The organism is Pseudomonas sp. S150, from assembly GCF_004526365.1.
Classification (GTDB): domain Bacteria; phylum Pseudomonadota; class Gammaproteobacteria; order Pseudomonadales; family Pseudomonadaceae; genus Aquipseudomonas; species Aquipseudomonas putida_A.
The window spans coordinates 3,889,457-3,902,381 of sequence record NZ_CP038207.1 but is presented as its reverse complement, the minus strand read 5'-3'; the positions used below and the strand labels follow the sequence as shown (position 1 = coordinate 3,902,381).

General features: G+C 59.0%; 14 protein-coding genes. 3 read left to right on the top strand and 11 right to left on the bottom strand.

What is annotated here, in order from left to right:
• Positions 1–309: 309 nt before the first annotated feature.
• Positions 310–1,635 (top strand): sigma-54 dependent transcriptional regulator, encoded by a 1,326-nt coding sequence (locus E3Z29_RS17820; protein WP_134786491.1) that lies wholly within the window; start codon positions 310–312, stop codon positions 1,633–1,635.
• Positions 1,636–1,721: 86 nt separating this feature from the next.
• Here the strand turns inward: E3Z29_RS17820 and E3Z29_RS17815 are convergent, their stop codons facing one another.
• From E3Z29_RS17815 to E3Z29_RS17770, 9 genes are all read right to left on the bottom strand, one after another.
• Positions 1,722–3,044, bottom strand: a complete 1,323-nt coding sequence (locus tag E3Z29_RS17815) for a hypothetical protein (protein WP_098964145.1) — start codon at positions 3,042–3,044, stop codon at positions 1,722–1,724.
• A gap of 45 nt (positions 3,045–3,089) precedes the next feature.
• Entirely contained in the window at positions 3,090–3,836 is a 747-nt protein-coding gene (locus E3Z29_RS17810; protein ID WP_027612700.1) for a hypothetical protein, read from the bottom strand.
• A gap of 44 nt (positions 3,837–3,880) precedes the next feature.
• Positions 3,881–4,561 carry a C39 family peptidase gene (locus tag E3Z29_RS17805; protein WP_134786490.1) on the bottom strand — a complete coding sequence of 227 codons (681 nt, stop codon included), beginning with the start codon at positions 4,559–4,561 and terminating at the stop codon, positions 3,881–3,883.
• A gap of 63 nt (positions 4,562–4,624) precedes the next feature.
• Positions 4,625–5,623: a heme utilization protein gene (locus E3Z29_RS17800; protein WP_098964144.1), complete on the bottom strand. Its 999-nt coding sequence runs from the start codon at positions 5,621–5,623 to the stop codon at positions 4,625–4,627.
• Between the two features lie 73 nt (positions 5,624–5,696).
• Positions 5,697–6,269, bottom strand: coding sequence for an adhesin (locus E3Z29_RS17795; RefSeq protein WP_098964143.1), 573 nt, complete (start codon positions 6,267–6,269; stop codon positions 5,697–5,699).
• A gap of 1 nt (position 6,270) precedes the next feature.
• The gene (locus E3Z29_RS17790) at positions 6,271–6,720 is read right to left on the bottom strand and encodes a hypothetical protein (protein WP_098964142.1); all 450 of its coding nucleotides are present in this window, start codon (positions 6,718–6,720) and stop codon (positions 6,271–6,273) included.
• 335 nt (positions 6,721–7,055) lie between these two features.
• Positions 7,056–7,580 (bottom strand): AAA family ATPase, encoded by a 525-nt coding sequence (locus E3Z29_RS17785; RefSeq protein ID WP_027612704.1) that lies wholly within the window; start codon positions 7,578–7,580, stop codon positions 7,056–7,058.
• A complete protein-coding gene (gene pnuC / locus E3Z29_RS17780) occupies positions 7,577–8,140 on the bottom strand; it encodes a nicotinamide riboside transporter PnuC (protein ID WP_134786489.1) in 564 nt (187 codons plus the stop codon). The genes E3Z29_RS17785 and pnuC overlap by 4 nt, the downstream gene beginning before the upstream one ends.
• Positions 8,141–8,290: 150 nt before the next feature.
• Positions 8,291–9,925: a methyl-accepting chemotaxis protein gene (locus E3Z29_RS17770; protein ID WP_134786488.1), complete on the bottom strand. Its 1,635-nt coding sequence runs from the start codon at positions 9,923–9,925 to the stop codon at positions 8,291–8,293.
• A gap of 295 nt (positions 9,926–10,220) precedes the next feature.
• Here E3Z29_RS17770 and E3Z29_RS17765 point away from each other — a divergent pair, with 295 nt between their 5' ends.
• Positions 10,221–11,051, top strand: coding sequence for an undecaprenyl-diphosphate phosphatase (locus tag E3Z29_RS17765; protein ID WP_098964138.1), 831 nt, complete (start codon positions 10,221–10,223; stop codon positions 11,049–11,051).
• Positions 11,048–11,476, top strand: coding sequence for a DUF1294 domain-containing protein (locus E3Z29_RS17760; RefSeq protein ID WP_027612708.1), 429 nt, complete (start codon positions 11,048–11,050; stop codon positions 11,474–11,476). Before E3Z29_RS17765 ends, E3Z29_RS17760 begins: the two co-directional genes overlap by 4 nt.
• A gap of 125 nt (positions 11,477–11,601) precedes the next feature.
• Here the strand turns inward: E3Z29_RS17760 and E3Z29_RS17755 are convergent, their stop codons facing one another.
• A complete protein-coding gene (locus tag E3Z29_RS17755) occupies positions 11,602–11,961 on the bottom strand; it encodes an MmcQ/YjbR family DNA-binding protein (RefSeq protein ID WP_027612709.1) in 360 nt (119 codons plus the stop codon).
• Positions 11,958–12,866, bottom strand: coding sequence for a LysR substrate-binding domain-containing protein (locus E3Z29_RS17750; protein WP_007964611.1), 909 nt, complete (start codon positions 12,864–12,866; stop codon positions 11,958–11,960). The genes E3Z29_RS17755 and E3Z29_RS17750 overlap by 4 nt, the downstream gene beginning before the upstream one ends.
• Positions 12,867–12,925: the final 59 nt, after the last annotated feature.

Below are 12,925 nucleotides of genomic sequence, written 5' to 3'. Positions count from 1 at the left end.
GCCGTCGGTTGGGCTTACCGTTCGGCTGGTTACTTGTACTGATGCACGCAACCCCGTGGCAGGTCACACACGAAACAAAGAAATTTCAACTTAATTGCTCAGGCTCAACATTCCGAACGTTTTTGAAAGCCTGGTGAAAGATAGCAACTCGATAGCTGACTAATAAACTTGCTTCTTATAACTCGTTAGCTTGTACACCTATAAGCAATCGATACAAGGCCCTGTCAATTTCTTGCTAATTTTACAGTCGGGTCTGCCAAATGACTGTTTTTACAATAATTTCCTTAAATTTGGCGCCAAGGAACAGTCATGATCGAAGCGCCTGCGTTACGACGTTTATTGGTGGTCGACCCGTGCGACGACTGTCACCGGTTATTACCTGGTTTGCGCTCGGTGGGCTGGGATGTCGACAGTTGTACCCTGGAAAATGCCGCCGATCGGACATGCGATGTCGGGCTGCTGCGACTGCAACCTTTTCACCTTGAACGTCCCGAAGCGGTCAAGGAACTGATCAGCCGTAGCGGCACAGAGTGGATCGCAGTGTTGAACCAGGAAGTCCTGCGGTTGCAGAACGTGGGTGACTTCGTTTGCGAATGGTTTTTCGATTTCCACACCTTGCCGTTCGATGTCTCACGGGTTCAGGTGACCCTGGGCCGCGCGTTCGGCATGGCGCGTTTGCGCGGGCAAGGCACGATTCACGTCGACCAGCCTGAACACGAGTTACTCGGCGACAGCAAGCCGATCCGCGAACTGCGCAAATTATTGAGCAAACTGGCACCGACCGAATCCCCGGTACTGATCCGCGGTGAAAGCGGCACCGGTAAAGAACTGGTGGCGCGCACGCTGCACCGCCAGTCCCAGCGCCACAGCAAGCCGTTTGTGGCGATCAATTGCGGGGCGATTCCCGAACATTTGATTCAATCCGAACTGTTCGGTCACGAAAAAGGCGCCTTTACTGGGGCGCATCAGCGCAAGGTCGGGCGCATCGAGGCCGCGAATGGTGGCACGCTGTTTCTTGATGAAATCGGCGATCTGCCGCTGGAATTGCAGGCCAATCTGCTGCGTTTTCTGCAGGAGAAACACATCGAGCGCGTCGGTGGCAGCCAGCCGATCCCGGTGGATGTTCGCGTGCTGGCGGCCACCCACGTCGACCTCGAAGCGGCGATCGAGAAAAAGCGTTTTCGCGAAGACCTGTATTACCGCCTCAATGTGCTGCAAGTGGTGACCGCGCCATTGCGCGAGCGCCACGGTGATCTGTCGATGCTGGCCAACCATTTCTCGCATTTCTACAGCCACGAAACCGGCCGCCGCCCGCGCAGCTTCAGTGAGGATGCGTTGATTGCCATGGGCAAGCACGACTGGCCAGGCAACGTTCGAGAACTGGCCAACCGAGTGCGACGGGGTCTGGTTCTGGCAGAAGGCCGACAGATCGAAGCCCGGGATCTGGGATTGCTCAGCCAGCACACGATTTCGACGCCGATGGGTACGCTGGAAGACTACAAGACGCGCGCTGAACGCCAGGCGCTGTGCGATGTGTTGAACCGTCACAGCGACAACCTCAGTGTGGCGGCGAAAGTGCTGGGGGTGTCGCGGCCGACGTTTTATCGCCTGCTGCACAAACACCAGATTCGCTAGAGACCAAAGCCCAAAAGATCGCAGCCTGCGGCAACTCTTACAGGGATTAACCCTGTAGGAGATGCCGCAGGCCGCGATCTTTTGCTTTAGAAGTAGTACGGGAATTTCAGGCTGAAGGAAAAGTCGGGGGCATCCGGGGTCATGCCGATCGACAGATTGGGCACGATAGTCAGGTTGTCCGTGGCGGCAATGGTCATGCCGACGTTGAAGTAGCCTGCGTTGGCGTCACTTGAGACCACCGATTGCCAATCCCCGCCATCGGGTTTGAGTTTGCTCCTGCGTTGCACCAGATCAGACATCGAAAACGACATACTCATCTTTTCGTTCAGTGCAAACGCAATACCGGCGCCGATCTGGAAGCTGTCGCCAATGCTGACCTTGCCCGGGGTTTTCTGGTTGACGGTCGAGCTGATGTCGTCGAACGACTCCTCCAGGTTGTGGGTGTAGGACAAGCTGCCGAACAGCACTGCCGGGTCGAACGTCTTGACCAGCGAAACCCCGGGTGTGATCGACCAGACACCGTTACCGGTTGGCAGCGTGTCAGGCACGAACAGGTTGGAGTTGGCGTCGGTCTGGCGCAGTTTGATGCCGAACGGATCCTTGCCGGTTGGCGCCTTGACCCGCAGGGTGACCACGGCGTCCGGCGTGTTGACCGACTCGTCGAGGAACTTGTACGCGATGCCGAAGTTGACGTCGCCGATGGTCGGGTCGCGCGAAACATCCTGTTCCGTCGTGACGTTGGACGCACCACCGTTGCCGCCACCGGACTGGTAGGTCGATTCGCGGTAAACCACCGGCACGTTCACGTCGAACTGCCAACGGTTGTCGAAGTTGTAGCGCCCGGTCAGATCCAGCGTCCAGGTGTCGGCCTTGATCCGGTCGAGGTTGATGTTGCCCAGAAAGATCGAGTCCAGCGCGAGGAAGCCGTTGAGGATCAGCTGTCGGGTGTCGTAACGCGAATAGGTCACGCCGGTTTCAAAGCTGAATTTACCGCCGCCGAAGAAGCCGCTGGCCTCGTCGTAGAGGTTGGACACACTCTGGGCCGGTTGCGAATCGTCGGCCAGCGACTGGCCGTAAGAAGCGCCGCTGCCCCCGGCGGCGCCCCCCGATGCTGCTGCCGCGCCAACTCCGGGAGCCCCGGTACCGGTCGCGACTTTTGGATTGCCTTTCATGTCAGACGGCGACTTGGCCAGCCGTTTGGGTTGCGGGGCTGCCGGTTGATCTTCGACCTGACGGACCCGTTGTTCGAGCACCGCCAGGGCCTTTTGTTGCACTTCGTATCGTTGCTTCAGCTCCAGAAGTTCCTGTTTCAGGGTCTCCACATCTGCGTCGGGTGCTGCTTGCAGCATCGCCGCGGGTAGAAGAGTACTCAGACATACAGCGGCACGCAGTGATACTGATCGATACATGAATAAGCCGTCCCTTTAAGCCCAATGATCGAGACTCAGCGTAGTTCAATATCCGATATTGCGTAGTGCCCTGAGTTGAGTCAGGTTGCAGTCCAGTGCGCCGGGGCTGATGCCGTTATTGTTAAGCACAACATTGAGTTGGGTCATGTTGTTGACCACGTTGGCGCTGCCGAGCAGGCGGGTGTTCTGCAGCAGGCCACCCTGGGCCACTTGTTGCAGGGCGGTGCCCTGATTGCCCGAGGCCTGAATGGCCATTTGCACGCCACTGTTGGTGGCCGAAACGGCGACACTGCCAGCGGCATTGCTGGCCCCGATAGTCTGCCCGGCCATCAGGGCCTGGCCTTGTGCGGGTGCCAGCGGAGGAGGGGTGTTGGCTTCTTTTACATTGATGGCCACATTGTTGCTGGCGGTGTTGCCGTCGCCGGCGGCGCGTACGCTTTGGGTCACGCCCTGGCTGCTGTTGAGTGCCGCGCCACCAATGACATTGCCAGTGCCCGGAGTCGGGGTGCTGCCGTTGCCCTGTTCCTTGATAGTCGAGACATAGAATTCCGGTTTGATCGTGGCGGCCTGGATTTGCATCGACGTCGCAGCGCCGATCAGATCACCGCTGGCGTTGCGCCAGGTACTGCTCATGACAATGCCGAAGCTGATGATCCGCCCCGGCATGACGTAACGACCACGAAGCTGGGACAGCTCCTGATCCTGAACTTCGATGGGTTTGAATCCTGCATTGGCATAGCCTGACGCGCTCGCTGCCAGGCAGGCGGCGGCCAGCCAGTATGAGGTTTTCATCTGCTGCTCCCGGGACATCCAGCCCCATTCTTTATAATCGGCGATTAAAAGAAGTCGCTCTGTATGAACCCGAAGTCCATCAATTCGGCATCTCTGACAGGGTTGAAGTTATCCAGCTTGTTCTTCGCGGTCAGCGGGGTCGGCGGCATGCGCAATGCATTGGTTTTGTCATAACCGGGGCCGACGATGGCGAAGACGATGCCGTTCCAACCTTTGACAAAGTCATCATGGGCGTAGCGTTTGTGGCCTAAGACGGGATCTCCGATATAAACCCAATCCTTGTCCGAACGCTGCAGCACCACGAAATGCTTGTAGCCGCGAATTTCCATCAGTACCACCACCGGGATTGTTACGTCGTCGAGTTTTTCCGGTGGAATCTTGTAGCCCCTGGCGCGCATGCCGATGCTTTCTATGTAGCGTTTCATGTCCAGCATGGAGAAACCTTGGGTACGAACAAGGTCCTGGTCAGCGTTGACCAGCATGCCTTTGATGATGTGCTCTTCATCGACGTCGAGCCAATAAGCCTGGCGCAGTACCGTGGCCAGTGCGGCGGCGCCGCAGCTGAAATCGGTTTTTTGTTCGACGATGTCGGCAAACTTGCGTTCACGAATGCTTTGCACGTTCTTGTAGATGAGTACGCCGCCAGGCAGGGCAGCGACGGGCATCTGGGCAGCCTGGGTCAGGCCGGACAGGCAAAGCAGGGCGATAAAGGCAGTCTTACGCATGATCGATACGCCTTTGCGGACTGAGGAAAAGCCCCGTTTCCGGGGCTTTCGTTTCGATCGCGATTACATGCAGGCTTTGCAACCTGCAGCGATGGACAGCGAGTTGCTTTGTTGGTTGCCAACACCGGCAGCGTTGTTGAAGCCACCGTTACCCGACCAGTTGTTGCCTACGTTGGTCATGCTGGCGTTGTTGGTAACTGGGTTTTTCCAGCCGTCTGGGGTCAGCACTTGTTGCGTGGTTACACCAGCAAGACCGAAGGCACCCACAGCTTCGAAGGTGGCTTTCTGATCTTTGCTGCCGCCATTGCCGCCATGGCCTTTGTCGTCGTTGCCATAACCGCCACCGCCGTGGCTGTCACCTTTGATGGTAGCTTCGCCCACGGCGCCGAATACGCCGACGGCGGCGACAGTGCCAGTGAGGGTGTCTTTTTTGTAGGTCTGAGTGCCGTTGTTGCCGACTTGCAGACCGGTAGTGCTTTGGTTGGCAGCAGCAGCGGCTTGCGCTACACGACCACCGGACACAGCGATTGCCAGGTTGTTTTTCTGTTGGTTGAAGTTGCCGGCAGCGTTGTTCACGCCAATGTTACCCGAGCCACTGTTGCCGACGTTGTTCATGCCGGCGTTGTTGGTGCTGGAGTAGTTGCCAACGGTGTTGTTGCTGTTGACTTGAGTGGCGCTGGAAGCGGACACCGCAGAGCCGAAGATGAAGCTTTCGTCAGCGGTGGCCAGAGCCGCGGCGTTGTCTTGCTGGTTGCCGTCACCGGCCACGTTGTTGGCCCCGATGTTGCCGTTGGCGCCGTTAAGCGAGCCACTGATGCCGGCGTTGTTCTGGGTGCCCTGGTTCAGGACGGTGTTACCGCCGTTGTTTTGCACGTCGAGCACTGCAGCACCGGCACCTGCGCCGATTTGCAGCAGTTCTTCCAGGGTAGGGCCTTTTGGTGGAGGAGGATTGTGACCGTGACCACCGTTGTTACCATGATCATTGCCGCCTGCTTGAGCCGCCATTGCCATTACTGCTGCAAGTGCGAAAACCAGTGGTTTGAGAGCCATTGTAGTTTTCATGGTGTTTCTCCATCGTGCTTATTAGTTGGTTAAGTGTTGGTACTTTCTAATTGCACTGCTTTTGTTGTTTGGGTCAGTCAGCGACCCGGATGCTCAGGGTGTTAGCCATACGGTTCCCCACCCCGGCACTCTGGTTCACCTGAATCACCCCTCGGCTGCCGGTGAAGGCCTGATCACTTGTCGTGACCTGGCGACTGCCGGGTGAGGTGCCAGTTGCTCCTGAGCTCGGTAAAAGCGCCACGTTCTGTTGCGACAGGGCGCTGTCGTCAACGCTTTGCGGGGCAGCACTGATGCTGACGCGCGTCACGTTGGCCATCTGGTTGTTGGCACCGGCGCCCTGGTTCACGCCCAGGATCCCGTTGCCATTACTGAAAGAGGTGCCGCCAATGGTGGCGCTGGCGTTCATCGACGGGTTGGCAGGGGTATCCAGCTTTTGCCTGACGATGGTGGTGGCACTGGCATTGGTGCCAATGGCGATCGCTTTGGTGTTGGTCTGTTGCATCTGGTCGCCGGCGGCCTGGTTGACATTGAAGTTGCCGCGGTACTGCACACCGGTATCCTGGATGTCTGCGTTGTTCACGGAACTCGGATCGGCCATGACGCTGGCACAGCTGAAGAGGGCAAGCAGCAGAAGGGAACGATTCATCTCATTGACCTCCAGCCATGCGAGTCAGCGGCGCCAGACCGGTGCTCAGCGAGCGATTGATCGTGTTGGAGATCGTGCCGCCACCGCCGCCGCCGTGACCGGCACTCATGCCAGGCAGGCCGTTGGGGTTGGTCAGCACGTTCATGCCGGGCATGTCCGAGTTCGGCGTGATCATGTTGCTGCGGATCGAAGCGCCGCTGGCGACACTGGCAAAGTCGCCATCACTGAGTTCGGTGCTGGTCATCGCTTGATGGATTCGATCGGAAGGGTTGGCGTTGACCGTGGTTGGATACGGGTCTTTGCCACCGCTGCGCCCGATTGCAATAGGCTGGACGTCGCGGTTGAGAACGATCACGCCATTGCCTTCGGCCTGAACGTTGAAACTGATGAATGTGCTGGCGGCTGATCCAATCAGCAGAAGGCAGGTCAGGCCTTTATTGATATTCCCCACGGCGGCAATTCCTTCTTCAGTGGGCTGGCTCTTGTCAGCGTTGGGAAGGAGAGAGCGAAAGCTGTGCCGCTTTTTAGTTGTCTATTGTTTTCAACGGGTTGGCGCTGCGGCACGCAATCTTGATACATAACCTGTTTCAGCGCTGAAACAGTCACGCCGACAGCGGCGGGGGCAGGGGCGGTGCAAAGCTCTGGAACAAGGGTTTGCCGGGGACTGTTTCACTGGCGTAACAGATGCCCTTGCAGAATGATGAAGGCCATTTAAACGGCTGCTTTGCGCGGAGTCGGGTGTTTCAAGAATGGACACTTGGGCTTCGAAAGGAGCTGTTTGCCAGGTCAATCAGCCATTAAACGCGCCACGGCTTCGAAAGCCTGAGACCGCCGCTCATCCCAATCGCCCTGAATGATCTGCAGCGGTTGCCGTTGTTGTTCCAGCCAGTCGCGGGTGGCCTGAAAGAACGCCATGCGTTCGCTGAGTTGCGGCTGGCAGCGTTGGCCGTCGTCGGTCCAGTCGATCTGCTCCGGCGACAACAGCAGATGCAGGTCGTAATGCCGGGCCAGCAGCTCGGGTTCCAGCCACGCCGGGCAGTCGCCAAACAGGGTCTGGCTCCAGAGGATGTTGCTCAGCAAATGGGTATCGAGAATCAGCAATTGCGGTTGCTGCGCCCGCGCCTGATCTTCCCATTGCAGCTGCCCACGGGCGATAGCGGGGATGTCGTTGAGGCAGGTATCGCGTGGATTCTGCTCGATGAACCAGCGCACGTATTCGTCCACCCGCAGGCCGCCGAAGCGCGCCTGAAGGCCAGCGGCCAGCCAGCTCTTGCCGGTGGATTCCGGGCCGGTGAGGACAACTACCTTCATCGCTGCAACGCCGGATCGGCGCGCCATTCGCGCCAGCCTTGCACAGCAATCAGGGTGAACAGGGCATACAGCGCGGCGGTGAGGTACAGACCCTTGTACAGGAACAGACCGACGAAAATCACATCCAGCACGAACCACAGCGCCCAGCATTGCAGGCGTTTCTGCGCCATCCACAATTGCGCAACCAGGCTGAACGCCGTCAGCGCGGCATCGAGCCACGGCTGCGCCGCGTCGGTCCAGTGCGCCATGGCCGCGCCGAGCAGCAGGCTGCCCAGTGCCCCGATACTCAGACCGAGCAGGATCGAGCGCCGATCCAGACGCGTGACTTCACGGCCGTCATGCATCGTCCCGGCGCGGGTCCATTGCCACCAGCCGTAGACTTGCAGCGCGGCGTAAATCACTTGCAGCAACATGTCCGAGTACAGCTTCACGTCATAGAAAATCCAGCTGTACAGCAAGACCATGACCAGCCCGATCGGCCAGCACCACGGATTCTGTTTGACCGTCAGCCAGACGGCGATCACACCGAGGGCGGCGGCAAACAGTTCAAGCCCGGACATGGGGGTTCCTTGGGGGAGTTGAGGAGGGAGCGGATTGTACCCAAAAACCTGTAGGAGTGAGCCTGCTCGCGATGGCGGTGGGTCAGCCGCTCTGTGGTTGACTGATACGACGCTATCGCGAGCAGGCTCACTCCTACAGGGGGAGCGGGGTCAGACGCGGAACTGGCGCAGAAGCTGGTTCAGCTGTTCACTCAATTGCCCCAACTTCACGCTCGCCGCACTCGACTGCTCCGCCGCCAGCGCCGTACTGTGCGACAGACCGGCGGCCTGCGTGACGTTCTGGTTGATGTCCTCGACCACATGCGCCTGTTGCAGTGTGGCGCTGGCAATCGAGGCATTCAGGCCGTTGAGATTGCGCAGCGCCTGGCCGATCGCGTTAAGGCTGGCACCGGCGAGGCCGGCCTGTTCGATGGTCAGTTGCGAGGCCTTGCTGCTGTCGCCAATGACTTTCACCGCCGCTTCGGAATGATTCTGCAGGCGTTCGATCATGCTCTGGATTTCCGCCGTCGACTTTTGCGTGCGCTGCGCCAGCAGCCGCACTTCATCGGCCACCACCGCAAAGCCCCGGCCCTGTTCCCCGGCGCGGGCCGCTTCGATGGCCGCGTTGAGCGCCAGCAGGTTGGTCTGCTCGGCAATCGAACGGATCACCTCCAGCACACTGCCGATCTGCGTACTTTCGGCCGCCAGGGTGCGAATCACTTCGACCGCTTGGTCAATGGTTCCGGACAACTTGTCGATCTGTTGCAGACTGCCGTCGATGTTGATCTGGCCCTGCTGCGCCTGAGCTTCGGCATCGCGCATTTCAGCGGCAGCATGTTCGGCGTTCTTCGCTACGTCCTGTACGCCGTAGGTGACTTCGTTGATCGCGGTCGCCACCAGTTCCATCTGCTGCGATTGCTGTTGGCTGCGCTGCTGGGCCTGAGTCGCATCGTTGCCCAGTTCACTGGACGACTGACCCAGCGCACTGGCCGAAACCTGCAGGTCACCGATGACCCGGCGCAACTTGGCGGTGAAGGCGTTGAAGTGATGCGCCAGTTGCGTGACTTCGTCCTGACCGTGGGTGTCGAGGCTGCGGGTCAGGTCGCTCTCGCCGCTGGCGATGTTGGCCATGGCGTTCACGGTTTCCTGTAACGGACGGACGATGCTGCGGGCAATCAAAATCACCAGCAGGGCCATGATCACGGCGATCACCAAACCAATCACTGAAGCCTTGATTAACTGCCCCCGGAACTCGCTCTGCACATCATCGACGTAAACCCCGGAACCGAGCACCCAGCCCCACGGTTCGAACAGTTTCACGTAGGAGGTTTTCGCCACCGGTTCGCTGGCACCGGGCTTGGGCCAGCGGTAATTGACCATGCCGGCGCCTTTGCTTTTGGCGATCGCGACCATCTCGTTGAACACCGCGAAACCGTCCGGGTCGCGGATCGCCGAGAGGTTCTGGCCTTCGAGTTTGGGGTTGGTCGGGTGCATGACCATCACGGGGGTGAGGTCGTTGATCCAAAAGTAATCGCTCTGGTCGTAGCGTAGGCCACGAATGGCGGTCAACGCCTGTTTCTGCGCGACGTCGCGGGTCAGGGTGCCGGCGGTTTCCAGGTCGTGGTAATAGGTCAGCAGGCCGCTGGCGGTCTGCACCACATGCTGGGTTTTCTGCGCCTTGGCGTGGTACAGGTCGTCGTGGATCTGCTTGAGCATCAACACGCCCAAGGTCAACAACATGACCACCGCCACAATCAAAATGAGCCACAAGCGTCGGCTGATCGACACACTGCGCAAGCTGTTCATAACGCTGTCACTCCGATTTCTTTTTCTTGTAATAAATCAACGCCAGCATCCAACCACGTTTGCGTGGTCAGGCATACGCGACCCAAGTCGTATAACGCCGCAGCACTATTAAGGCTTGTCTGTTAGGATTTCGGCCCCGCGCGTGAAAACCTGAATCCGAATTGATATTTCACGGAATTTTGACCGTTTCGTGTGGATCCTGTGCGCGCGGAATCGGTACAGCTACGCTGAACGCAGTGAACGTTAGAAAAATATTATCGGGGCATGCCCGCGTGCATCGCTCTTTGGGGGATTGATGGATCTTTGGACCGCCTTGCAGGCACTGATTCTTGGAGTTGTAGAGGGGCTGACGGAGTTTTTGCCCATTTCCAGTACCGGACACCAGATCATTGTTGCCGACCTGCTCGAGTTCGGCGGCGAACGGGCCATGGCGTTCAACATCATTATTCAGCTCGGCGCGATCCTTGCGGTGGTCTGGGAGTTTCGCCGCAAGATTCTCGACGTGGTGATCGGCTTGCCGACCCAGCCGAGTGCACGGCGTTTTACTGCCAACCTGCTGATCGCGTTTCTGCCGGCGGTGGTGCTGGGGGTGATTTTTGCCGACCTGATTCACCAATACCTGTTCAATCCGATCACCGTCGCGACCGCGCTGGTGGTGGGCGGTGTGATCATGCTGTGGGCCGAGCGTCGGCAACATGAAGTGCACGCCGAAACCGTGGACGAGATCACCTGGAAGGACGCGCTGAAAGTCGGTTTCGCCCAGTGTCTGGCGATGATCCCCGGCACCTCGCGTTCCGGCTCGACGATCATCGGCGGCCTGCTGTTTGGCCTGTCGCGCAAGACCGCGACCGAGTTCTCGTTCTTCCTGGCCATGCCGACCATGGTCGGTGCGGCGGTGTACTCCGGTTACAAGTATCGCCATCTGTTTGTGCCGGCGGACTTCCCGGTGTTCGCCATTGGTTTCATCACCGCGTTCATCTTCGCCATGATCGCCGTGCGCGGTCTGCTCAAGTTCATCGCCAGCCACAGTTACGCGGCATTCGCCTGGTACCGGATTGTTTTCGGTCTGGTGATTCTGGCGACCTGGCAGTTCGGCTGGGTGGATTGGTCGGCGGCGAAACCATGAGTGATTCCCGCGCGCGCCGCCCGGATGGACGACCGTCCGGTGGCGGCATTCAGCATCTGAAACTGAAACTGGCGGTGCTGCTGATCGTGTGCGCGCTGCCGCTGTTCGGCTCGCTGTCGATGTGGCTACGTGGCATCTCGCTGGTGCCGTTGACTGCTTATGGCGTGGTCAGCGTGCTGGCGTTTTTCATGTACTGGGCAGACAAGCGCAAGGCCCGCGCCGATGCGTGGCGCACACCGGAAAACATCCTGCATGCGCTGGAACTGGCCGGCGGCTGGCCCGGCGCGCTGATCGCCCAACAGGTATTCCGGCACAAGACGCGCAAGGTGTCGTTTCAGATTCTGTTCTGGGTGATTGTGGCGCTGCATCAGGTGTTCTGGATCGATCAGTTGTTTCTCGGTTCGAACCTGCTTTCACATATTTAAGCTTCACACATGACCCATGTGGGAGCGGGCTTGCTCGCGAAAGCGGTGTGCCAATGGACGAATATGTTGTCTGACACACCGCTTTCGCGAGCAAGCCCGCTCCCACCAAAATCAAAATCAAAAAGCTAGAGCAACAATCCGATTTGGGTTTTTTTGGGCAATTTGCCTACCACCAATTGATGCGAACGCGTCAGTAATCCCTGCAGCTCCTCGGCACCCAGCGGGTAGGGCGGGTGCATGATGATCCACTGCGCCCGCGCCAGATAAGGCGCAGGGTGAATGCCCGGGCGGTCGCAATGGCCGAGAAACAGATCCTTGTCGACCTTGAACGCCAATGAATCCCCGCGCAGCCCTTGCAGGGCAAACATCTTGTTGCCGGCAATCGAGAACACCCGCACGCCGCCCCATTTGTAATCCTCCCGCGCACCCGGCAAGGCCAGGCAGAAGGCAGCGACATCCGCTTCGTTCATTTTTCCCTTGTTCATAACAACCGCTCCCCACACGCATTGAACGATTCGACCAGATGATCGATCCATGCCCGCACCGCCGGCATCACCCCGCGTCGATGCGGATACACCGCCTGCAACCAGCCGCCGGGCAACGACCACTCGGGCAACAGTTGCACCAGCGCGCCGCTCTCAAGGTCGGCTTCGCAATACATCATCGGCAGCAGGGTAAAACCCTGGCCGGCGAGCACACAGGCCTTGCGCACGATGAAGTCATCGATGCCCAACCGCGCCTCCATGTTCAGTTCGACGCTGTTGCCTTGCTCATCCAGCAAGCGCACATGCACCATGCGATCGGCCTCCAGCGCGCCGAGCACCGGCAGGTTCTTCAAGTCCTGCGGATGAGTGATGGTTTTGCCCTCGACAAAGGCCGGGCTGGCGACGACGACCATTTGAGCCTGACGCAAACGTCGAGTCACCAGTAACGGATCTTCATCACCGAGTTCGCGCACACGCAACGCGACGTCGAAACCTTCAGCAACCAGATCCACCCGGCGATTGAGCAGCACCACCTCCAGTTGCACCTGAGGGAATTTGCCGAGGAATTCGCTGATCACCCACGGCAACATTTCCCGCGCCAGACCGGTAGGACAGGATACGCGCAGGCGGCCACGTGGCTCGCTGGACATGCTGGCGACCGCTTCGTCGGCCATCTCCGCTTCCAGCAACATCGCCTGACAGTGACGCAAGTAGCGCTCGCCAACAGCGGTCAGGTTCAACTGGCGCGTGGTGCGTTGCAGCAGACGGGCGCCGAGGCGTTCTTCGAGTTCGGCAATGCGCCGTGACAGGCGGGACTTGGGAATGCCCAGCAAACGCCCGGCTGCGGCGAAGCCACCGGCCTCGACCACCTTGGCGAAATAGTAGAGATCATTGAGGTCCTGCATGAAAAGTCCACCGTTCTATCAGTGGGACGAACTATCGCATTGTCGGCGGCTAATCAGCT